Raw genomic sequence first — 22392 nt, 5'->3', positions numbered from 1 at the left:
CGCGCCACGGGCCGCCGCGCGACGGCGAAAGCGGCGAAGGCGTCGAGCGGCGAGCCCGCGGCTTTCGGCAAGCCCGGCCGGCCCAGCATGAAAGGTGAGGTGCTTCGACGCGCGATCCTGGAAACCGCGGTGACACTGTTCATCCAGCGGGGGACGGCGGGCACCAGCATCCAGGACATCGCCGAATCGCTGGGGCTGACGCGCACGGCCGTCTACTACTACTTCAGGAAGAAGGAAGACATCCTCCAGGCTCTCTCGGAGGAGGTCACGCTTTCGGCGCGCCGCATCGGCGCGAGCGTCATGGCCCGGGGCGATTTCGACGTCGTCGCGACGCTGCGGGATCTCGTGCAGCAGCATGCGGCCGTGATCATGTCCCATCCCCAGGGATTTCGCGTGATCGAGCGCAACGAGCGCGAGCTTTCCGATGAGCACGTCCGGGCGGCGCAGGGTGCGCGCCGGGCGATCTTCGAGAATTTCCGGGCGGTCATCGAGCGCGGAATCTCGAGCGGAAGGTTCCGTGTCGTCGATGCGGACGTGGCCGCCTTCGCGCTGATCGGGATGTGCAACTGGACCGCATGGTGGTTTCAACCGGGGGGGCGAATGAAAGCGGAAGAGGTCTCCGGAGCCATTGCGGACATGGCCGTGCATGCGTTGATGCGCGAGGACGCGCGCGTGGCGCGCACGCCCGACGTGTGGGAATCGTTCAGGCTGCTGCGCGAAGATCTGTCTTACCTGGAGCGCCAGCTGAAAGTCATCTCGAAAAGCTGAGCGATCGGCCCATGGCGCATCGCGGGCGGGCAGTCTCCATCATGAATTGACGTAAGTGTCTAAAACTGGTCTACTTCGTCAATTGTTGGAAGATCGGTCAGGAGACACCGGAACATGCCCAAATCGAAGGCGCGTCTCAGCGCGGCGGACATTCACGGCGCTTGGGCAATCATCCCCACGCCCGCCAAGGACAACGCGTCGGACTGGCGCGCGACCGACACGGTCGACCTGGACGAAACCGCGCGCACGGTCGACAAGCTCATCCGGTCCGGCGTCAATGGCATCCTGAGCCTCGGGACCTTCGGCGAGGGCGCGACGCTGACCTGGGCCGAAAAGAAGGCGTTCATGGCGACGGTCGTCGAAACGGTCGCGGGCCGCGTCCCGTTCTTCGGCGGCACGACGTCGCTCAATACCCGCGAATCGATCGAGCAGACGCGCGCGGCGGCCGACATCGGCGTGGACGGAACGATGCTGGGCGTGCCGATGTGGTGCAAGGCCGATGTACCGACGGCCGTCCAGTTCTATCGTGACGTCGCCGAGGCTTGCCCCGACACCGCGATATGCGTCTACGCCAATCCGGAGGCGTTCAAGTTCGATTTCCCGCGGCCGTTCTGGGCCCAGGTGTCCGAGATTCCGCAGGTGGTCACGGCCAAGTACGTGGGCATCGATCGCCTGCTGGCGGACCTGCGGCTCACGAAAGGCCGCATTCGCCTGCTGCCGACGGACAACAACTACTACGCCGCGGCACGCATGGCGCCCGATCAGTGCACCGGGTTCTGGACGGGAGGCGCCGTCTGCGGGCCCGAGCTCGCGATCAAGCTGCGCGACGAGGTCGACAAGGCCAAGCGCAGCAACGACTGGACTGTCGCCCGTGAAGTCGCCGAATCGGTGGCAGCGGCGCTGGCGCCACTGTTCCCGCGAGGCGATTTCGCCGAGTTTTCCAAATACAACGTCGGCCTCGAAAAGGCTCGCATGAACGCCGCGGGGTGGATGAAGGCGGGCCCCTGCCGCCCGCCATATCACCTCGTTCCTCCCGATTACCTCAAGGGAGCCGAAGAGGCAGGGCGGCTCTGGGCACAGCATGCGGCGCGGTACGCCGGTTGAGACGGTGCCCGCATGATCGACTTCTACTTCGACTTCCTGAGCCCTTACGCCTACCTCGCGCACCAGCGCCTGCCGGAACTCGCGCGCGCTCTCGGCCACGAGCTGGCCTACCACGTTGTCGACCTGGCCTGGATCAAGAAAAAGGCGAACAACACCGGGCCCGCGACGCGCGACATGCCGCTCAAGCTCAAGTACGCCCGTGCCGACATGCAGCGCTGGGCCCGTAAATACGGTGTGACCCTCGTCCCCCTTGTGTCATATGACTCATCGCGTGCGAACCGGGGGGTGTTCTACGCCGCGCAACGCTCCGCGGCCGGAGGTTATGTCACACGGTTGTGGCGGGAGGTCTATGGGCAGGGCGGCGACATGAGCAGCGACGAGGTCCTCGGCCATGTCGCGCAGTCGCTGGGCTGGGACCGGGCGGAGTTTCTGCGTTTCGTTGCGTCGGACGAATCGTCGAAGTTGCTGAACGATTCGAACGAAAATGCCCATGCCCGAGGCGTGTTCGGTGTGCCGACCATGCAGGTGGGCGATGACATGTGGTGGGGCAACGACCGGCTCGAGCTCATGTGCGAAACGCTGGCCGCCGCGACGCACGCCGCGAGAACGGGCGCCCCATCATGAGCATCCATACCGTCGAACGCGTCCTGTACGAAATAGCTTCGTCGCCGGCGATCGCTGCCGCTTACAAGGCCGACCCCGCGAAGTTCCTTGCCTCGTATCCCCTCGAGGCCGAAGAAGCGCAAATGGTCCTGGGCCTGCGTTTTCGCGAGCTGACCGACCGGGGCCTCAATCACATGCTCGCGATGCGGGCGTTTTCGGCACTGCAGGGGCGCGACAAGGTTTCCGACTACCTGCGCGAACTGAAGGGATAGACCATGGCATCCATCGTCGGGGGCTTCTGCGTGCCTCATGACCCGCTCATCACAGCGTCACCTCGGGCGGCCTCCGCGGAGCAGGCGGAAAGGGTGCTCGACGCGTTTCGCACCGTGCACGACCGCATCGAGGCGCTGGAGGCGGACACGGTCGTCGTGATCGGCGACGATCACTGCGCGATGTTCGCGCCGAATTGCCACCCGCGGATCCTGATCGGCATCGGGGATCTCGAAGGGCCGATCGAGCCTTGGCTCGGCATCGAGCGTCGGCATGTCGCCAACCACATGCCACTCGCCGAACACATCATGAATTTCGGCTTCGAGAACGGCTTCGACTGGGCGGTCGCGAAATCGATGGTCCTGGACCACTCGACCATGGTCCCGTTGCACCTCTGCGTGCCGAAGCCGGTTCGTTGCGTTCCCATCTACGTCTCGTGCGGCATGACGCCGTTCATCCAGGGCAGGCGCTGCAAGGAACTCGGCGGCATGATCGGTCGCGCGATCGCCCAATGGCCCGGGGACGAGCGGGTGGTCATGCTCGGCACGGGCGGGATCAGCCACTGGGTGGGGATGGCGGACATGGGCAAGATCAACCCGGAGTTCGACGCTCGCGTGCTCAAGCTGGTGGAAGAAAACGACATCGACGAGCTCGCCAATCTTTCGGACAAGGAGATCGTCGATGAGGCAGGCAACGGCGCGCTTGAAGTGCGCAACTGGATCGTGGCGATGGCGGCCGTCCCCCGGCTTGAAAGCCGCGTTCTGGCGTACGAGCCCGTGGCGCCGTGGGTGACGGGGCTCGGTTTCGCCGAGCTCGCGGTAGCCGCCTGAGCGTGCGCTGTCGAGCGAAGAAATACGCCTGCGCATTGCGCGGCGACGGCATGCGTGCCGTCGACTTCACTCTTTTTTTTCCAGACGGAGACACATCATGCGCCTCGGTTCGATGATCCAATTCTCACGGCAAGGCGCGCGCGTTGCGGCCATCCTCGCGTCCGTCGCCATCGCTGCCACCGCGGCGCATGCGCAGGACCCGTTCCCGACGCGCGCGGTGAAGATCGTGGTCAGCGCGCCGCCCGGAGGCCAGACGGACAGCCTTGCCCGGTTCCTGGGCGACGGCCTTTCGAAACGGTGGGGTCAGCCGGTGGTCGTCGAAAACATTCCGGGCGCAGGGCAGACCATAGGTACGGCCAAGGTCGCCCATTCGCCGCCGGATGGCTACACGCTGCATCTCGCGATGCATGCGACTTTCACGCGCAAGCTCTATTACACGAGCCTGAACTACGAGCCGACCGCACTGACGCCGCTCCTGCAGTTGGGCGAGGCTGGCTACGCACTCGTAGCCAGGCCGGATCTTCCCGCCAAGGATGTGCGCGAACTGATCGCTTATGCAAAGCAGCAGGAAGGCCGGACCAGCCTCGGCCTTCTCGGAATGGGTGGAGATTCCCACGTGCGGATGGTGATCTTCGGCCTGAGGAACGGAATCAAGTTCACCCAGGCGGCTTACAAGGGTGAATCCGACATCCTGAATGCGCTGGCGGGCAGTCACCTCGACATCGCCATGGTGTCGCTTTCGAGCGCCCTCGCGCTGGTTCCGAAAGTGAAGATCATCGCCATCACGTCCGCCGAGCGGAATCCGGCCGCGAAGGACCTGCCGACCTTCGCGGAAAGCGGCGTGCAGGATTTCTCTTTCGGCATCCGGTACTTCCTTGTCGGCCCACCCGACATGAACCAGGCACTGCAGAAAAAGATCCATGAGGACGCGGCCGCCGTCATGGCGGCCCCGGATGCGGCGGCGATGCTCGCCAGGCTCCAACTGACGCCGAGCGACAGGAGCCTCGACGCGGCGCGGAAGGGGGCGGCCGCCGAAGTGGAAAGTTTCCGGCGGATCATGGCCGAATCGAAACTCGAACCCCAGCGCTGAACCCATCATGGACCTGACTCCTGGGAGCATCGTGACGCCGCCGAAGGAACGCCGCGCAACCGGCTATGGCGCCCTGATCGAGCACGATCGTGTGCACGCCAGCCTGTATTGCGACCCGGTGGTTTTCGACGACGAAATGCAGCGAATCTTCTATGGCGGTTGGGTATTCGTTGGCCACGAGTCGGAAATCCCCAATCCCGGTGACTACGTCTGCCGCTTCATCGGCCTCGAAGAAGTCGTCATGGTCCGCAACCAGGCAGGCGTGGTGCGCGTGCTCTCGAACCGGTGCACCCACAGGGGCAACCGGATCTGCCCGACGGAAAAGGGGAACGCGCGAGTCCTGACGTGCCAATACCACGCGTGGTCTTTCTCGCTGGACGGCGAGTTGCTCGCCGTCCCTCGCCCCAACGGTTTTTGCAAGCCGAAGGAAGAGTTCCATCTCCAGGGGCCCGCGCTTGTCGACAGCTATCGCGGATTCGTCTTTGCGAGCTTCGACGCCGGCGCCGGATCGTTGCCGGCCCATCTGGGGCATGCGGCGGCGATGATCGACCGCGCAGCCGACCAGTCGCCGACGGGAAGGATTTCGCTCTGCGCGGGGTGGGCACGCCATGCGATCCGCGGCAACTGGAAATCGCTGCTTGAAAACGCGACCGACGGCTACCACACGCCGGTGGTCCACGCGTCGTTCCTGCAGACTTTTCGCACGCAGTACGACGTGACCGCCGCACCCGAGCGCGAGCGCGTGGCCGAGTCGAGGGACCTTGGCAACGGGCACGGCGAAGTCAATTTCGTCCCGCGGTACAAGAAGATTCTCGAATGGCTCGGATCGAGCGCCGAGAAGTTGCCGGGCTATGTCGAAGCGATGGAGCTCGCGTACGGCAAGGAGCGCGCGCACCGGCTCATGCTCGAAGGCGCGCCGCACGTCACGATCTTTCCCAACCTGTTCATCGGCGAGGCGAACATCGTGATCTTCCAGCCGATCTCGGCGGACGAATCGGTCCAGTGGCACACAGCCATGCTGTTCGAGGGCGCCGATGCGTCGATGAACGCTCGCGCGCTGCGGCAATCCGAGGGCGCGCTGGGTCCGTCGTCCTTCCTGCTGGCCGACGATGCGGTCATCTTCGAGCGCCTGCAATCGGCCGGACGCGGCCGCGCGGGCTGGCTCGACCTGAGCCGCGGCCTGAACCGCGAGGAAGAAGCACAGGGCATCAGGACGGGGTACGCCACCGATGAGACGAGCACGCGTGCATTCTGGCGCCAGTACCAAAAGGTAATGAAGGCATGACGGAAGACGCGCGAGCCGAAACCGGCGTTGGCGCCGAGCTGTTTCACGAGGTCGAGCAATTTCTCTTTCGGGAGGCGCGGCTGGCGGATGAATCCCGCTATCGCGAATGGGAAGCGCTCGTCGAGGACGACATGATCTACTGGATTCCGCTCGGCGAGGGAGACTTCGACCCGAGCAAGGACTTGTCGATCACCTACGACAACCGCGCGCGGCTTGCCAACCGGATCAAGCAGCTCGACACCGGCAATCGCCTGTCGCAGAAGCCCGCATCGGCAATGCGGCGGATGATTTCCAACATCGAGGTCGCGCAAACGTCGCAAGGCGACCTGCATGTCTTCTCCAACTTCGTGCTGTACGAGCTTGCGAAGCAATCCGGCCGCGGGCTGGAAGTCTGGCCGGGCCGGGCCGAACACCGCCTGAGGCGGCGCCAGGACGGCAGCCTGGCCATGTTCTTCAAGAAGGCGATGCTCGTCACGGGGTCGGGTCCCGTGCGCAGCATGGCTTTCATCCTGTAGTCGATGAATCCGCTTTCGTCCTGCGCCATCACCGGTCTGGGCTTCAGCGAGTTGTCCCGGCGCCCGATCGGCACCGCGAGGGCGCTGGCGGTGCAGGCAGTGTGTGCCGCTGCGGCCGATGCAGGACTGGGCCTGGCGCAGATCGATGGCCTGTTGATATCGCGCAGTTCCTCGGCGCCGTATGGCGATCTGCCGATGGCATTGCGTGACGACCTCGGGCTCGACGGGCTGCGCCTGCTCAACACGCTGGAAGGGGAGGGGACCAGTGCGATCCAGCTGGTCCAGTCGGCGTGCCTCGCGGTGCGCGCGGGGATGGCCACGACGGTGGCCTGCGTGTTCGCCGATGCGCCGCTCAAGCCAGCGTCACCCACCGGCGCCAGTGCGTTCCGGCGGGTCATGTCCCTCACAGGCATCGCCGGCTGGGAGTCCGAATACGGGCTGTATGCCGCGGCCGGCCCTCACGCGATGGCCGCGCGCCGCTACATGCACCTGTACGGCGCCGCGGAGGAGGATTTCGGCGCGTACGCCATTTCATGCCGCGAGTGGGCATGTCTCGACGAGCGTGCTGCGTTCCACGACCCGCTCGCCTTGGCCGACTACCTGGCCGCGCCCTACATCGCGGAGCCGTTGCGCGCGTTCGATTGCGCGTATCCGGTGAATGGGGCCGTCGCGCTCATCGTGGGTCGTGCCGACTCGATGTCGTCGGCGCATCCTGTCTACGTCCATGGGATGGGTCAGGGGCATCTTGCACGCACGGGTCTGAACAACACGGACAGGTCCACCCGCACCGGTGCCGAGCTGGCCGCAAGAGAGGCATACAGAACGGCCGGCATCCGGCCGGCCGACGTGCAGGTGGCGCAGCTGTACGACGCTTTCTCGTACCTTGGCATGCTGGCCATGGAGGAGTACGGCCTGTGCGAACGAGGCGGGGCCGCCGACTTGCTGCGATCGGGCCGCACGCGGCCGGGCGGCGACCTTCCGCTCAATACCGGGGGCGGCCACTTGTCGGGGTTCTACCTTCAGGGGATGACACCGCTGTCGGAGGCGGTCCTCCAGGCGCGAGGCACGGCCGGGAAAAGGCAGGCCGCCCGCCACGAAGTCGTCCTCGCTACCGGCGTCGGCGGATGTCTGGACTATCACGCCGCGCTTGTCCTGAGCCCGTCCAAGGAGCTTGCATGAAGGATCCAGGCATCGCGGCCGCGCCCGACTGGTCCACGCGCTTCCGTTCGTTCATCGAGGCTCGCGAACTGCGGATCGCGACCGACCCGGACACCGGCGAGGCGCTGGGCTATCGGCAGCGCGTGGTGCAAGGACTGCCGGGGCGCGAACCCGCGTGGATTGCGGCCAGCGGGAAGGCGACGCTGCATTCTTTCACCGTCTATCACATCACCTACGCGGAAGAATTCGCGGCGCCCTACAACGTGGCCGAAGTCGCGCTCGAAGAGGGACCCATCCTGGTGTCCACCGTGATGAAGCCGGGTGGAGGCGGCGACCTCGTCGCCTGCCTGCGCGACGACCTCGTGATCGGCATGGGCCTGCGCGCGCACTTCCGCGCCGACGGCAAGCTGGTGTTCGTCAAATGAAGGCGATGCTTCCGAGAGAGCTCATCGAGCGCTGTGCCCGGAACTTCCCGAACAAGGTGGCCTATTACCACGGCACGCGTTCGCGGACATGGGCGCAGATGCACTCCCGGTCCGACGCTGTGGCCGGCATGCTGCAATCGCTCGGCATCGGCCAGGGCGACGCGGTCGCCATCATCGGCTTCGAAGGGTTCGAAATCTACGAGCACTTCTTCGCCTGCATGAAGATCGGCGCCATCCGAGTAGGCCTCAACCGCAGGTACCCGGCCTTGGAGCTGCTTGCCCTGATCCAGGATTGCAAGGCCAAGGCCTTGCTCGTGCAGGCGGGGTTCGAGGAGTCGATCGCATCCATCCGCAAGGATCTCGAAGCGTTGCGGGTCGACGTGATCGGGTACGGTGGGCAGCACGGCTTCGAGAACGACTACGAGTCGCACCTGGCGCACTCGCGCTCGCCGGTCCTTCCGGCCGTCCGCGGCGACGACGCGCTCTTCTACACCTACACGTCCGGCACGACCGGCACGCCGAAGGGAATCGTCGTATCGCACGAGGGCACCGTCGCGATGCTGATGCAGCTGATGCTGGTGCGCGGCCTGAGCCCCGATGACATCGTCTACATCCCGTCGCAGTCTTCGTGGGTGACGGTCGTCATGCTGGTGCTGGGCCTCATGAACGGGCTGGCCAACGTGCTGCCCGAAGGGGAGTTCAGCATCGACCGCTACCTGGAAGACATCCAGCGATTGCGCGTGACCGTCGCGTCGTTTCTGCCGACCGTCATGCGTCGCGCCATCCGAAGACAAAGGGAGTGCCGCTACGACCTCTCGTCGCTGCGGCTGGTCACCTACGGGTCCGCGCCGGCGTCGCAGGAGCTCGTGAGGCAGGCATGGGAAGTTTTCGGTTGCGAGATGCTCCAGGCGTACGGATGCACGGAAGCCGGAGGATGGGTGACCGTGCTCACGCCGGCGGATCACCGCCGCGCGATCGAGGTTCAGCCGGCGCTGCTCGGCTCGGTGGGCCGCGCGGGTGTGCTCTACGAAGTATCCATACGCAACGAGAACGCCGAGGAAGTCGCGACCGGCGTCGCGGGTGAAATCTGGATCCGGGGTCCCTCGCTGATGAAGGGTTACCTGAATCTGCCGGAACAGACCCGGGAAGTGATGCGCGGCGACTGGCTCAGCACCAACGACATCGGCCGGCTGGACGCCGACGGATACCTCTATCTGCTGGATCGCAAGAAGTTCCTGATCATCACGGGCGGTGTCAATGTCTTTCCTTCGGCGGTGGAGGCTGTCCTTCATTCGCACGCGAGCGTTCACGAAGCCGCCGTCGTCGGCGTTCCTCACCCCGAATGGGGCGAGGCCGTCGTCGCCATGGTGGAGGTCGGTGCGGGCGCCGCGCCTTCGGAGCTCGAGCTGATCAAGTTCTGCCAGCTGCGATTGAGCAAGCCTGAATGCCCGAAGCGGATCGTGTTCGAGGAAATCCCGAAGTCGGCCAACGGCAAGGTCGACAAGCTGGTCCTCAGGAATCGTCTGCTCTCGAAATCCGCAGACCTGTGGGGCAGTTCCTGACCAAGCCCTGCGGGCGGCGTCCGTTGACTACGCAATCAAGATTGATCGACCCGAGGGCGCCTGAAATACTCAACCCAAGATGGAGACATTCATGAAATTCCGCAGACGACAAGTCACGGCCTGGCTCTTCTCGACGGCCGCGCTTCCGGCCTTTGCGCAAGGATCGGGCAACGCAGGCGCCGCCTATCCCAGCAAGGTCGTGAGGATCATCGTCGGCTACGGCGCAGGCGGCGCGAACGATGTGCTCATGCGCATCGTCGCCGCCAAGCTGCAGGAGTCGCTGGGCCAGCCGGTCATCGTCGAGAACAAGCCGGGCGCGAATTCCGTCATCGCGCTGGAAGCCGTGATGAATTCGCCCGCCGATGGCCACACGCTCACCCTGAACGGCACGGGCGCGATGGTCATGTTTCCCGCCGCGCGGATGAAGCTGCCGTACGACCCGCTGAAGAACTTCGTGCCGTTCGGGCCGCAGATCCAAACGCCGCTCGTGCTCGTTGTGCATCCGGACGTGCCGGCGAAGAACCTGAAGGAGTTCATCGCGTGGGCCCGCGCCAACGAGGGCAAGATCAACTACGCATGGTCCGCTCCGTCGGCGTATGTGGCGACGGCGCTTTTCCTGCAGAAGACGGGCCTCCATGCCCAGCCCATCCCGTACAAGGGTGGGGGCGAACTTTCCACCGCCCTCATCGGCGGCGTCGTGCAGATGGCCTTGTTCGACATCGTCTCCATCGCGCCGCACTTGCGCTCCGGGCGCGTGCGGGGCATCGCGGTGACCACGCCGCAGCGCGTGCCGCAGATGCCCGACCTGCCGACGATGGCGGAGAGCGGCCTGCCGAATTTCGAAACGTCCCTGTGGCTGTCGATGTTCGCCCCCGCCGGCGTTCCGGCCGAGGTGCTGGCGAGGCTGCAAACGGAAGTGTCTCGCATCTTCACGATGCCGGACGTGCGCGAGAGAGTGATGGGCCTGGGCGCCGAGATCATTCCTTCGACGGCGGCGGCGACCGAGGCGCGCATGCGCAGCGAGATCGAGATGTACGGTTCGGTCGTGCGGTCCGCGGGCATCAAGTTCGATTGACATGAAGCCATCCGTGAACGCGCTCGCAGGGGTGAAGGTCCTGGACCTCACGCGGTTTCTCGCCGGCCCTTTCTGTACGCAACTGCTCTCCGACCACGGCGCCGACGTGGCGAAGGTCGAACCCTTCGAGGGCGATCAAGCCAGGGCCTTCGGGCTTCCGCCCGGCGTGAACGAAGGCGACGACGGCCAGTACAGCCTGTACTTCCAGAGTATCAACCGGAACAAGCGCAGCCTCGCGCTCGACCTGCGGCGAGACGAAGGCAAGGAGGTGCTCCGGCGCATGGTCGCGGGCGCCGACGTGCTGGTCGAGAACTTCCGGCTCGGCGTGATGGAGCGCCTCGGCCTTGGCTACGAGCAGTTGCGCGAGATCAACCCGCGCCTTGTCTATGCGGCGGTGCGCGGGTTCGGCGACACGCGAAGCGGCGAGTCGCCGTATTCCGAGTGGCCATGCTTCGACATCATCGCGCAGAGCACCGGGGGACTGCTCAGCATCACGGGCGACCCCGACGGTACGCCGACGAAGGTCGGACCGGGGATCGGCGACACGCTGCCGGGCATCTACCTCGCGTTCGGGATCCTCGCGGCGCTGCACCAGGCGACGCGGACGGGCAAAGGCCAGTTCGTCGACGTGTGCATGACCGATGCGATCCTCGCCATCAGCGAGAGGGTCGTCTATCACTACCAGCTGTCGGGCAGGAGCCCGAAGCCCGAAGGGAATTTCCATCCGTTCTTCTGCCCCTATGGCCTGTACCGCGCGGCGGACGGCTGGGTGTCGATCGCCTGTGTGTCCTCGGGGTTCTGGCAAAAACTGGCGCAGATCATCGGCAAGCCGGAGCTGGGCACACGCCCCGACCTGCAAACCGATTCGCAGCGCAGCGCGCAGCGCGATTTCGTCAATGCGCAGGTGACCGAGTGGACCCGGGGGCAGACGAAAAAGCAGCTGGCCGAGGCATTGGGCGGGATCATTCCCTTTGGCTCGGTGAACACGGCGGAAGACATCTTCGCCGACCGGCATTTCCAGCGGCGCGAAATGCTGGTCGAAGTCGAGTCCATGGGAAAAGGGGCAAAGCCACTCACGCTCGTCAACACGCCGGTGAAGATGAGCGACACGCCTTCGCATGTGCCGACGCGGGCTCCGTTCCTGGGCGAGCACACCGTGGGCCTTCTCGCCGAGTATGGGTTCGCGCAGCAGGAGATCGACGATTTGCTGGGCCGAGGCGCTGTGCGCCGGTCCGCGCAGGAAGAGCCGCGATGACGCCGCAGCAGAATGAATTGCTCACCCGGGTCGGCGCGGGCACGCCGATGGGCTCCCTGCTTCGCAACTACTGGATCCCGGCCCTCACGTCGTCGGCGCTCGTGGCGGATGGCCCGCCCGTGCGGATCCGGCTGCTCGGCGAGGACCTGCTGGCTTTTCGCGACAGCAGCGGCCGCGTGGGCGTGGTATCGCCGGCCTGCCCGCACCGCAGCGCGCCGTTGTACTACGGCCGCAACGAAGAAGGCGGGCTGCGCTGCGTCTATCACGGCTGGAAGTTCGACGTTACCGGTGCCTGCGTGGACCTGCCGACGGAAGAAGCCGCTGCGAAGATCATGGCAAATGTGCGCTTGCATGCGTACGAGGCGATCGAAAAAGGCCAGGCGATCTGGGTCTGGATGGGCGCGCAGGGGCAGGCGCCCGGCTTGCCCGATTTCGAATGGATGGGTGTGCCGCAGGAGAACATTCATTTCTCGCTTCGTGTGCAAGAGTGCAACTGGGTCCAGGCGCTGGAGGGTTCGATCGATAGCGCGCACGCCGCCATCCTCCATGGCCGCGTCGACAAGCAGGGGACGTCGGTCCTCAGCCGGTCGACGATGCTCTCCCGCGTGAAACAGCCGCGGCATGAACTCGTCGATTCGCCCGCCGGCGTTTCGATCGCCACCTTGCGGCAGCTCGATGATCTGTCCTACTGGCGGATCACGCAGTTCCTCATGCCTTTCTACACGCTGGTTGCGCCGTTCGAGGACACGCTGAGCGGCCAGGCTTGGGTCCCCATGGATGACGAACACACGCTGGTCTTCATGTACAGCTACGACCCGAACAAGCCGCTGGACCCGAAATCGCGGGACATCTACGCCAATGGCTACAAGGGCCGGGACTCGGGCCATGGGACACCCAATGGTCTCGAGCGGCGCGTCGGCCAGCCTTACGACAGATACTGGCCCCGTTTCAGCCGCCACAACGATTTCGGCATCGACTGGGAAGAGCAGCGCACGCGCAGATTCAGCGGCATCCCGGCGCTCTGGGCTCAGGACAGCGCGGTGCAAAGCGGCCTCGACCCCATCGTGGACCGCTCGCGCCAGCACCTCGGGACGACCGACGCCGGAATCGTGCGGGTGCACAGGCGCCTGATCGACGCGGCGACCCAGCTGGGCGAACACGGCAAGCCGCCGGCCGCTTCGCGCGATCCCTCGTCGTATGCACTTCGCTCGTTCTCGCTGAGCCTGAAGCCCGGTGAGTCGTGGAAGGATTACGTGACGCTTGCCGGCAAGCCGGGAGGCCCGGTGATGAGCGCCGGCCCGCCGGAAGCCTGATGCAAAGCGGTCGCAAGCCGGCGCCTCGGCCCGATGGCAACACCGCGGCGTACTGGAGCGGGGCCAAGGCGGGCAAGCTGTTGCTTCCCCGATGCGAAGACTGTGGCCGCATTTGCTTTCCACCGCTGCCGCGCTGCAAATATTGCCTGTCCGAAAAACTGGCATGGGCCGCGATGAGCGGGCGAGGCACGATCGACTCGTTCTGCGTCGTCCACACGGATCTCGTCGGGGGCTTCTCGCCTCCGTACGCGGTGGCGCAGGTCCAGCTCGAGGAACAGGCGGATCTCCTGTTGCCGGCCAACATCGTCGGTGCGCGTGCCGCCGACCTGCGGATCGGCGCGCCAGTCGAGGTCGTGTTCGAATCCCGCGAAGACGGCGTCGTCGTCCCGCAGTTCAGGCTGGCCTCATGAAAGGGACGACAGCCGCGGTCGCCGGCGTGGGCTACTCGCAGATCGTCAGACGGTCCGATCACACCGCGCTGAAGTTTGCCCTCGACGCGGCGGTGGACGCGATGGCCGATGCGGGCGTCGCGACGCCGGACATCGACGGCATCGTCACCTGCGCGGCGGCGCCCAACCGGGCGGCGCGTCACGACGACGGCGTGGACGACGTGTCGATGTTCATCCTGGAAGAGGCGCTCGGGCTGAAAGGTCTCGAGTTCCGTCTCGACACCGATCTCATGTCGGGAAGCATGGTGGCCGCCGCAACGCACGCGATCGCGTCGGGCGCGTGCCGCTGCGTACTGATCGTGAAGGCGCACTACAACGACAGCGCGAGCCGATATTCCGACCAGCGTATCGAAAGCATCGGCGGGCCGCCGCAGTTCAGGCTGCCGTACGGGCTTGGCCTGGGAATGCAGCGCGCGTTCTGGCTGAAGCGGTACATGCACGACCACGGCGCGCGCCGCGAAGACCTGTACCCCATCGTGCGCATGGCTCGCAACCATGCAGCGAAAAATCCGGTGGCCATCTGGCGCGATCGCGCGCTCAGCCGGGACGAATACATCGCCGCGCCGTGGTTCTGCGAGCCCATGTCGCTCCTGGACGTCGACATGCCAGTGTGCGGCGCCGGCGCGTTGCTGATGGTGAGCGCCGAGATGGGCAAGGCGCTGGGGCGCCCGCTCGCGCACGTCAAGGCATGCTGCATGCAGGATTCCATTCGCGGCGTGCTGAGTGACAACGAGCTCGACGCAGGGCGCCTGCCGGTGGCGCAGATCTACGACGGGTACGGGATGTTCATCCTGCACTGGCTCGAACATCTGGGCATCTGCGAACCAGGGCAGGCGTGGAAGTTCATCCAGGACGGCGCGATCGAGCTGGGCGGCAAGCTTCCCCTGAACACGTTCGGCGGCAGCCTGGGAGAAGGCCGGCTCCACGGCATCGGACACCTTCGCGAAGGGGCCCTGCAGGCCATGGGCCGCGCGGGCGAGCGGCAGGTCGAAAGCGGCGGGCGCCACAGCCTCGTGCAGATCGGCGTGCCCGAGAACTCCTGGTGCGTGCTGTTCGCCGCGGAGCCCTGAGCCGGATGAATCCCGAGATGAATTCGACCCACCCCAACAACGAACCGGTGATCGCCGGCTACGCCGAAACCCCCGTTCGGCACAACAGCGGCTTGAACGTCTACGAACTGGCGGCCGAGGTGTTCGCGGGGCTGCTGGAGCGCACGGGAATTCCCACCGCCGACATCGACGGCTTGTCGGTGTCCAGCGCGCTGGTGGAGTTGAATCCTTTCTATGCGCAGTGCGTGGCCGACATGCTGGGCTTGTCCACCAGCTGGCTGCACACGAGCGGCATGGGCGGATGCTCGGCGGTAGCGGGGCTCGCGCGCGCGATCGCCGCGGTCCGCGAAGGCGAATGCTCGGTGGCCGTGGTCCTCTCGGCGGATGCGCCTTCCAGCTTTGCCCGTGAGCCGGCGCGCGGCTATCGGCACGAGTTCGAAGCCCCGGTTCCGATTTCCAGTCCGCCGACGGTTTTCGGCCTGATGATGAGCGATCGCGCGCATCGTTTCGGTCCTTGCGACGAGGCGCTCGGCAAGATCGCAATCACGCAGCGAGCCCACGCCGTCCTGAACGAAAACGCCCTGGCGAAATTGCGCAAGCCGCTCACGATGGCCGCATACCTCGACTCGCGAATGATCGCCGAGCCGCTGCGAATGCTCGACTGCGTCATGCCGTGCGACGGGGCGAACGCGTGCATCGTGACCACGGCCGATCGCGCGCGAGCCTATGGGCTGGACAAGCTCGCCCGCAGCCGGGGGTATGCGGAGCTGACGAACTTCCGTCCCACCGACCAGACGCCGGACATCCTGGCGAACGGGTTCCAGGCCATCTCGGCGCGGCTCTGGCAGAAGTCCGGTTTGGGTCCGGGCGACATCGGCCACTTCCAGCCCTACGACGACTTCACGATCGCCGTGCTGCTGCAGCTGGAGGCCTTCGGCTTTTGCGCGCCGGGCGACGGCGCGCGGTTCGTGGCGCGCACGGACCTCTCGCATTCCGGCGCTCTTCCCCTGAACACTGGAGGAGGCCAGATCTCGTGCGGCCAGCCAGGGCTCGCGGGTGGCGGCATCCAGGTGACGGAAGCGTTGCGGCAGATCTATGGCGAAGGCGGCGCAAGGCAGGTGAGGAGCCCCGGTCGCGCGCTCGTGACGGGCATCGGCGGAATCATGTTCGCGCGCAACTGGTTCAGCAGCGCCGCGATGATCCTGGAGGCGATCTGATGGGAGTGCCGCAGCCATCGCTTCGATACATGGACACGCAACCGTTCTGGGACGGGGTGCGCGAGCGTCGGCTCGTGCTGCAGGTCTGCAGCGACACCAGGCGTTTCCAGCATCCCCCCAGGCCGGTGAGCATCTTCACCGGGTCGCGCCGGCTCGAGTGGGCGCAGGTCAGCGGCCGCGGACACGTCGCCGCCTTCACGATCGTTGCGCCAAGCCGCGCGAATCCGGCCGAGCGGCAATGCATCGTCACGGTCACGCTCGAGGAAGGCGTGAGGATTGCGGGAAAGCTTCTGGGCCCTCATGCCGCCGCGATGGTCGGGGCACCTGTGCGCCTCGCCTGGGAAATCATGGCGAATGGCGAGCCCTATCCGGCGTTCGAACTGGATCCATCAGGCGAGCGAACATAAGCAGCGCGGCCTCACACGGCCTCACACGGCCTTGCGATGCCGCGCGATGCACGTGTCGAGCGTTTCCCCCGCGTCGCGCAGCCACCAGTTGCCCGTCGAGAAGATTTCCACCTCGCTGTACCCCGCGAAGCCCTGCGCTTCGACCCACCCGCGAATCCGCGGGATATCGATCACGCCGTCACCCATCATTCCGCGGTCGTTGAGCAGATCGGTCGTGGGCGTGAGCCAGTCGCACACGTGGAACGCCAGAATCCGTTCGCGGCCGGCACGCTCAATCTGCGCTTCGAGCTTCGGGTCCCACCACACGTGATAGACGTCGACCGCGACACCCAGGTCGCCGCTTCGGTGCGGATCGAGCACATCGCACAGATCAAGCGCCTGCTCCATCGTGTTCACGCACGCGCGATCGGCCGCGTACATCGGGTGCAACGGCTCGATCGCAAGCGGCATCTTGCGCTCGCGCGCATAGTCGAGCAATTCGGCGATGCCATCGCGCACCTGCCCGCGCGCAAGCGCGATGTCCTTGTGCGCGGCCTGGCCCTGCAGCGCGCCCGGCAGACCGCCGACAACGAGAACCAGGCAACGCGCATTCAATTCGCAGGCCTCGTCCACCGCGCGGCGGTTGTCGTCCCGCGCCGCCTTCAGCCCGGCAGCATCGGCCGCGGGAAACATGCCGCCGCGGCAATAGCCCGAGAGTTCCAGGCCATGCGCGCGAACGAGCTTCGAGATGTTCGCGAGTCCCGCCGCCTGCACCTGATCGCGCCACGGCGATATCGCACGGATGCCCCGTGCGACGCACGCTTCGATGATCTCCGAAAGCGGCAGGTCCGCGCCGCGGCTCTTGCGGATCGTGGCCGTGTTGATCGAAAGCCAGCGATGGTCCCGCGAAAAATCTCTCATGTGCGCAATCACTCGATCCCGTGCAGCGCGAGCAGCGTCTTCATGCGCCTCACCGCGAGCTCGGGCTGTTCGAGCACGTTCGCGGCATCGGCCAGCCGGAAGAGCTCGGCGAAATGCGGCAGGCTGCGCGTGCTTTGCTGCCCGCCCACCATCGTGAAGTGCGACTGGTGGCCGTTCAGCCACGCCATGAACACGACGCCCGTCTTGTAAAAGCGCGTCGGCGCGGCAAAGATGTGGCGCGACAGCGGCACGGTGGGGCCGAGGATCGCGTGGAAGCGTTCGATATTTCCATTCGCGAGTTCACTCAGTGCCGCGCTGGCGGCCGGTGCGATCGCATCGAAGATGCCGAGGAGGGCGTCGCTCTTGCCGTGCGTGGGTTCGCTGCCGAAGCCGTCGCCCGCGATCAGCTCGGCGTAGTTGAAGTCGTCGCCCGTGTACATGCGCACGCCCGGCGGCAGGCGCCGGCGCATCGCGATTTCCTTGCCTTTGTCGAGCAGCGAGATCTTGATGCCGTCCACCTTGTCGCGATGCGCGGCGATGATGCCGAGCGCGGTGTTCATCGCGGCGTCCACGTCGTTGGAGCCCCAGTATCCGGTGAGGGCCGGGTCGAACATGTCGCCGAGCCAGTGCAGGATCACGGGCTCATGCGCCTGCGAGAGGATGCGGTCGTAGACTTTCTCGTAGTCGGCCGGCGTGCGTGCCACGCGCGCGAGCGCGCGGCTCGCCATGACGATCAGCTTGCCGCCGAGCTTTTCGATGGCGGCCATCTGTTCTTCGTAAGCGCGGATCACGTCGTCGACGTCGCGCGCGTTGTCGGGGGCGAGGTGATCGGTGCCGCATCCGCTTGCGACCATCGCGCCCGGAACGTCGCGCGCGGCGTCGAGCGAGCGGCGGATGAGCTCGAGGGAAGTGGGCCAGTCGAGGCCCATGCCGCGCTGCGCCGTGTCCATGGCTTCGGCGACACCGAGGCCGAGTGACCACAGGTGTCGGCGGTACGCGATGGTGGCGTCCCAGTCGACTGCGCATTGGAGCCAGGGGTCGATCGCGGCCGTCGGGTCGGCCACGACGTGAGCGGCGGAGTAGGCGATGCGGGTGAACGTCGGGACGCCCTGGATTCCCGCTTGCGCGGGAATGACGGAAGTCTGCGCGGGATTGACGGAAATCTGCTGGGGAATGACGGAGGAGGTGCTCTGCATTCCCGGCTTCGCCGGGATGACGTGGCCTTGCAAGGCATACGTTTCGAGCCTGCCCTGCGCATCGGGAAGCCGGATCGACAACGCCATCTCAGACCTCCAGCCTGGGCAGGTCGACCCAGCGGCGTTCCTTCCAGCTTTGCAGCGCGGCTTCCACGAACTGAACGCCCTTGGCGCCCTCTGCCAGCGTCCACTTGTACGGCGCGTTCTCCACGACGTGACGGATGAAGTGTTCCCACTGGATCTTGAAGCCGTTGTCGTACACCTCCGTATCGGGCACCTCCTGCCACTGGTCGAAGAGGTTCATCGTCTGCTTCACGTCCGGATTCCACACCGGCCGGGGCGTCGTCACGCGCGACTGCGCACGGCATTCCTGCAAACCCGCGACGGCCGAGCCGAGCGTGCCGTCGACGTGGAACGTGACGAGATCGTCGCGCCGCACGCGCGTGGCCCACGACATGTTCAGCTGCGCGATCACCGGCTCGCCGCCGTGCCCGATGAGTTCGGCGGTGGCATAGGCCGCGTCGTCCGCCGTCGCCTCGTACGGTCTGCCGCTTTCGTCCCAGCGCTGCGGAATGTGCGTGGCACCCAGGCAGGAGATCGATTTCACCTCGCCGAACAAATTGTCCAGCACGTAGCGCCAGTGGCACATCATGTCGAGGATCATGCCGCCGCCTTCTTCGGCGCGGTAGTTCCAGCTCGGGCGCTGGATCGGCTGCAGGTCGCCTTCGAACACCCAGTAGCCGAACTCGAGGCGCAGCGACAGCATGCGGCCGAAGAAGCCCGCTCGCCGCAGCATGTCGAGCTTGCGCAGGCCCGGCAGGAAGAGCTTGTCCTGCACGGCGCCGTGCTTCAGGCCGCTTGCCTTGGCGAGCCGCGCAACTTCCACCGCTTCGTTCAGCTGGGTGGCGATCGGCTTTTCGCAGTAGACGTGCTTGCCCGCACGGATCGCGCGGGCGAGCAGGGCGGGGCGCATCTGCGTCGTGCCCGCGTCGAAGAACACGGTGTCTTCCACATTCGTGAGCGCCGCGTCGAGATCGGTCGTCCAGCGCTCGATGCCGTGGGCTTTCGCGAGCGCGCCGATCTTGTCGGCGTTGCGGCCCACGAGGATCGGGTCGGGCATCACCTTGTCGCCGTTCGAAAGCGCGACGCCGCCTTGCGCGCGGATGGCAAGAATCGAGCGGACAAGATGCTGATTCATGCCCATGCGTCCGGTGACGCCGTGCATGATGAGTCCGAGGCGATGCGTGGGCATGGGCGGTCCTTAATTCACTGGATGGTGAATTATAGGGAGGGGCCGGAAATGCGCAAGGGGCACGCGCCCGTCACTCGCCCGCCACTCGCCCCTCAGTCGCTCAACTGCGCAGCAGATACCCGAGGATCACATCCACCATATGCGACAGCCGTTCGCTGCGCGCCTTCGGCGCGAGCAGGTCGCGCCCGAAGATCGCCGACAGCGTATGGCTGTTGGAGAGATAGAAATACGAAAGCCCCGCGATCGAGACATAGAGCTGCACCGGGTCCACCCCGCCGCGAAACACGCCCGAGCGGCGGCCGCGCTCGAGAATCTCCGCCAGCGTCTCGATCACCGGCGAATTGAGTGCGCGCGCGCGCTGCGATCCCTCGAGGTGGCGCGCCTTGTGCAGGTTCGCGCTGTTGAGCAGCGTGAGGAATTCGGGATGCTCGAGGTAGTAGTTCCACGTGAATTCGACGAGCCGCCGCACCGCCTGCGGCGGCTCGAGATCGAGCAGGTGCAGCTCGCGCTCGCGGTCCCGGATGTCCCGGTACGCCTGCTCCAGCACGGCCTGGAACAGCTTCTCCTTGTCCTCGAAGTAGTAGTAGATGAGCCGCTTGTTGAGCCCCGCGCGCTCCGCGATGCGGTCCATGCGCGCGCCGCCCAGCCCATGGTCCGCGAATTCGTCGCGGGCCGCTGCTAGGATGATGCCCTGCGAGCGGTCCGCATCGCGCTGGCGCTCATCGGGGGCGGGGGCGGGGGCGGGGGCGGTGCCGGGGTCTCTCGCCATGAGTGAATAATTCACTGTATGGTTAATAAAGTCAAGCGTCGCTCCGCGACGAACCAGGACCACTCCTCATGACGCAGCCAGCCGGCCATCTCCTTGTCGAATGTCTCGTGGCGCAAGGTGTGACGCATGCCTTCGGCGTTCCGGGCGAAAGCTACCTCGCGGTGCTGGACGGATTCCACCGCTACCGCGAGGAAGTGCGCTTCGTCGTCAATCGGCAGGAAGGCGGCGCGGCCTTCATGGCCGAAGCGCACGGCAAGCTCGGCGGCCGCCCCGGTGTGTGCTTCGTGACGCGCGGGCCGGGCGCGACCAATGCGTCGATCGGCGTGCACACGGCGTTCCAGGACTCCACGCCGATGGTCCTCTTCGTCGGCGACGTGGCATCGGATCAGCGCGACCGCGAAGCCTTCCAGGAGGTCGACTTCAACAGTTTCTTCGGCCCGAGCACCAAGGGCATGGCCAAGCGCGTCGAGCGCATCGACGAGCCGGACCGCATCCCCGAATACGTGGCGCGCGCATTCGCCACTGCGATGAATGGCCGGCCGGGCCCGGTCGTCGTGGTGCTGCCCGAGGACATGTTGACGCGGCCCACGCCGGCGCGGCCGCTGGCGCGGGTCGATCCGGTCGAAGCGTGGAGCGACCCGGGGTCGCTGCGGACCTTGCGCGAACTGCTGCTCGCGGCGAAGCAGCCGTTCATGATCGCGGGCGGCGGCGGCTGGACGCCGCAGGCGGCGCAGGCGCTGCAGCGCTTCGCGGAGAACTGGAAGCTCCCGGTGGGCAATGCCTTCCGCTTTCAGGACACGTTCGACAATCACCACGCGCTGTACGCGGGCGACGTGGGCATCGGAATCAATCCGAAGCTCGCCGAGCGCGTGAGGCAAAGCGATCTCATCCTTGCGATCGGTCCGCGCCTGGGCGAGATGACGACCGGCGGCTACACGCTGCTCACGCCGCCCAAGGCGCGGCAAAAGCTCGTGCACATCCATGCGAGCGCCGAAGAACTCAATCGCGTGTACCAGGCCGACCTCGCGATCAACGCGACGATGAACGCGGCGGCGCGTTCGCTCGAAGTGCTCACCGCGCCCACGGAGGTCCCCTGGACCGCGTGGACCGAAGCCGCGCACGCCGACTACGAGGCGAATCTCGTGCCGCAGGCTCTGCCCGGTGACGTCGACATGCCGGCGATCGTCGCGGCCTTGCAGAAGCATCTGCCCGAGGACGCGGTGCTCACCAACGGCGCGGGCAACTTCGCGTCGTGGGTGCATCGCTTCTTCCGCTACCACGGTCTGGCGAAGGGGATGAAGACGCAGCTCGCGCCGACGGTGGGGGCGATGGGTTATGGCGTGCCGGCGGGGATCGCCGCCAGCATCGTGTCGGGCCGCACGGCTTTCACGATCGCGGGTGACGGGGATTTCCTGATGAATGGACAGGAACTCGCGACAGCGTCCCAATACGGCGCGAAGTCGATCATCGTGCTCCTGAACAACGGGATGTACGGCACGATCCGCATGCATCAGGAGCGCGAGTACCCGGCGAACGTCTACGGCACCGAGCTTGCGAATCCGGATTTCGTGGGGCTTGCGCGCGCGTATGGCTATGCGGGGGTGCGTGTCGCGAAGACGGCCGAGTTCGAGCCGCAGCTCGTCGCGGCGCTGGAGCGCAAGGAAGGCACGCTGATCGAGGTGATGCTCGATCCGGAAGTGATCACGACGCGGGCGACGCTGTCGGCGATCCGCAAGGCGGCGTCGAAGGCGTAGGCTGAGGGCGGGGGTGCGGGGGTTGTCGTTCGCCGTCGTTCCACCGTCATTCCCGCGAAAGCGGGAATCCAGGGTTTCTGGAACGCCCTGGATTCCCGCTTTCGCGGGACTGACGGGGGGGGGGTTAGTGTATGCGGGAATGACGG

23 protein-coding genes are annotated in these 22392 nt (G+C 66.0%); 19 read left to right on the top strand and 4 right to left on the bottom strand.

The window, feature by feature from the left end:
• Window positions 1-87 precede the first annotated feature (87 nt).
• From VHA82_RS21990 to VHA82_RS21905, 18 genes are all read left to right on the top strand, one after another.
• Window positions 88-768 carry a TetR/AcrR family transcriptional regulator gene (locus tag VHA82_RS21990; protein ID WP_325547404.1) on the top strand — a complete coding sequence of 227 codons (681 nt, stop codon included), beginning with the start codon at window positions 88-90 and terminating at the stop codon, window positions 766-768.
• Window positions 769-882: 114 nt separating this feature from the next.
• On the top strand, window positions 883-1872 hold the full coding sequence (locus VHA82_RS21985) for a dihydrodipicolinate synthase family protein (protein WP_325547309.1): 990 nt from the start codon (window positions 883-885) through the stop codon (window positions 1870-1872).
• Window positions 1873-1884: 12 nt separating this feature from the next.
• Window positions 1885-2496, top strand: a complete 612-nt coding sequence (locus tag VHA82_RS21980) for a 2-hydroxychromene-2-carboxylate isomerase (RefSeq protein WP_325547308.1) — start codon at window positions 1885-1887, stop codon at window positions 2494-2496.
• On the top strand, window positions 2493-2747 hold the full coding sequence (locus VHA82_RS21975; protein WP_325547307.1) for a hypothetical protein: 255 nt from the start codon (window positions 2493-2495) through the stop codon (window positions 2745-2747). The genes VHA82_RS21980 and VHA82_RS21975 overlap by 4 nt, the downstream gene beginning before the upstream one ends.
• 3 nt (window positions 2748-2750) lie before the next feature.
• Window positions 2751-3575 carry a hypothetical protein gene (locus VHA82_RS21970; protein ID WP_325547306.1) on the top strand — a complete coding sequence of 275 codons (825 nt, stop codon included), beginning with the start codon at window positions 2751-2753 and terminating at the stop codon, window positions 3573-3575.
• 97 nt (window positions 3576-3672) lie between these two features.
• On the top strand, window positions 3673-4665 hold the full coding sequence (locus VHA82_RS21965) for a tripartite tricarboxylate transporter substrate binding protein (protein ID WP_325547305.1): 993 nt from the start codon (window positions 3673-3675) through the stop codon (window positions 4663-4665).
• Between the two features lie 7 nt (window positions 4666-4672).
• Window positions 4673-5950: an aromatic ring-hydroxylating oxygenase subunit alpha gene (locus VHA82_RS21960; RefSeq protein WP_325547304.1), complete on the top strand. Its 1278-nt coding sequence runs from the start codon at window positions 4673-4675 to the stop codon at window positions 5948-5950.
• On the top strand, window positions 5947-6465 hold the full coding sequence (locus VHA82_RS21955; RefSeq protein WP_325547303.1) for an aromatic-ring-hydroxylating dioxygenase subunit beta: 519 nt from the start codon (window positions 5947-5949) through the stop codon (window positions 6463-6465). Before VHA82_RS21960 ends, VHA82_RS21955 begins: the two co-directional genes overlap by 4 nt.
• Window positions 6466-6468: 3 nt before the next feature.
• Entirely contained in the window at window positions 6469-7644 is a 1176-nt protein-coding gene (locus VHA82_RS21950) for a thiolase family protein (protein WP_325547302.1), read from the top strand.
• On the top strand, window positions 7641-8048 hold the full coding sequence (locus VHA82_RS21945) for an OB-fold domain-containing protein (protein ID WP_325547301.1): 408 nt from the start codon (window positions 7641-7643) through the stop codon (window positions 8046-8048). The genes VHA82_RS21950 and VHA82_RS21945 overlap by 4 nt, the downstream gene beginning before the upstream one ends.
• A complete protein-coding gene (locus VHA82_RS21940; protein ID WP_325547300.1) occupies window positions 8045-9610 on the top strand; it encodes a class I adenylate-forming enzyme family protein in 1566 nt (521 codons plus the stop codon). Before VHA82_RS21945 ends, VHA82_RS21940 begins: the two co-directional genes overlap by 4 nt.
• 91 nt (window positions 9611-9701) lie before the next feature.
• Complete coding sequence (locus VHA82_RS21935; RefSeq protein WP_325547299.1) at window positions 9702-10685, top strand: tripartite tricarboxylate transporter substrate binding protein; 984 nt, start codon at window positions 9702-9704, stop codon at window positions 10683-10685.
• Between the two features lies 1 nt (window position 10686).
• Complete coding sequence (locus VHA82_RS21930) at window positions 10687-11940, top strand: CoA transferase (protein ID WP_325547298.1); 1254 nt, start codon at window positions 10687-10689, stop codon at window positions 11938-11940.
• Window positions 11937-13253 carry a Rieske 2Fe-2S domain-containing protein gene (locus VHA82_RS21925; RefSeq protein ID WP_325547297.1) on the top strand — a complete coding sequence of 439 codons (1317 nt, stop codon included), beginning with the start codon at window positions 11937-11939 and terminating at the stop codon, window positions 13251-13253. The genes VHA82_RS21930 and VHA82_RS21925 overlap by 4 nt, the downstream gene beginning before the upstream one ends.
• Window positions 13253-13663, top strand: a complete 411-nt coding sequence (locus tag VHA82_RS21920) for a Zn-ribbon domain-containing OB-fold protein (protein ID WP_325547296.1) — start codon at window positions 13253-13255, stop codon at window positions 13661-13663. The genes VHA82_RS21925 and VHA82_RS21920 overlap by 1 nt, the downstream gene beginning before the upstream one ends.
• Window positions 13660-14772, top strand: a complete 1113-nt coding sequence (locus VHA82_RS21915; protein WP_325547295.1) for a thiolase family protein — start codon at window positions 13660-13662, stop codon at window positions 14770-14772. Before VHA82_RS21920 ends, VHA82_RS21915 begins: the two co-directional genes overlap by 4 nt.
• Before the next feature lie 17 nt (window positions 14773-14789).
• Window positions 14790-15968 carry a thiolase family protein gene (locus VHA82_RS21910; protein ID WP_325547294.1) on the top strand — a complete coding sequence of 393 codons (1179 nt, stop codon included), beginning with the start codon at window positions 14790-14792 and terminating at the stop codon, window positions 15966-15968.
• Window positions 15968-16375 carry a Zn-ribbon domain-containing OB-fold protein gene (locus tag VHA82_RS21905; protein WP_325547293.1) on the top strand — a complete coding sequence of 136 codons (408 nt, stop codon included), beginning with the start codon at window positions 15968-15970 and terminating at the stop codon, window positions 16373-16375. The genes VHA82_RS21910 and VHA82_RS21905 overlap by 1 nt, the downstream gene beginning before the upstream one ends.
• 21 nt (window positions 16376-16396) lie before the next feature.
• On the opposite strand, the gene VHA82_RS21900 is transcribed toward VHA82_RS21905, so the two are convergent.
• The 4 genes from VHA82_RS21900 to VHA82_RS21885 all read right to left on the bottom strand — a co-directional run bounded on the left by VHA82_RS21900 (window position 16397) and on the right by VHA82_RS21885 (window position 20492).
• A complete protein-coding gene (locus VHA82_RS21900; protein WP_325547292.1) occupies window positions 16397-17275 on the bottom strand; it encodes a sugar phosphate isomerase/epimerase family protein in 879 nt (292 codons plus the stop codon).
• Window positions 17276-17283: 8 nt separating this feature from the next.
• On the bottom strand, window positions 17284-18558 hold the full coding sequence (locus VHA82_RS21895; RefSeq protein ID WP_325547291.1) for a dihydrodipicolinate synthase family protein: 1275 nt from the start codon (window positions 18556-18558) through the stop codon (window positions 17284-17286).
• Between the two features lies 1 nt (window position 18559).
• Window positions 18560-19723 (bottom strand): Gfo/Idh/MocA family oxidoreductase, encoded by a 1164-nt coding sequence (locus VHA82_RS21890; RefSeq protein ID WP_325547290.1) that lies wholly within the window; start codon window positions 19721-19723, stop codon window positions 18560-18562.
• A 100-nt stretch (window positions 19724-19823) separates the two neighbouring features.
• Window positions 19824-20492: a TetR/AcrR family transcriptional regulator gene (locus tag VHA82_RS21885; protein WP_325547289.1), complete on the bottom strand. Its 669-nt coding sequence runs from the start codon at window positions 20490-20492 to the stop codon at window positions 19824-19826.
• Between the two features lie 68 nt (window positions 20493-20560).
• On the opposite strand from VHA82_RS21885, the gene VHA82_RS21880 reads away from it, so the two are divergent.
• Complete coding sequence (locus VHA82_RS21880; RefSeq protein ID WP_325547288.1) at window positions 20561-22246, top strand: thiamine pyrophosphate-binding protein; 1686 nt, start codon at window positions 20561-20563, stop codon at window positions 22244-22246.
• Window positions 22247-22392: the final 146 nt, after the last annotated feature.

Origin of the sequence: Ramlibacter sp. (genome assembly GCF_035548915.1) — a bacterium.
Taxonomy (GTDB): Bacteria; Pseudomonadota; Gammaproteobacteria; order Burkholderiales; family Burkholderiaceae_C; genus Ramlibacter.
The sequence above is the reverse complement of the archived record's forward strand: the minus strand, read 5'-3'. Positions and strand labels throughout refer to the sequence as shown.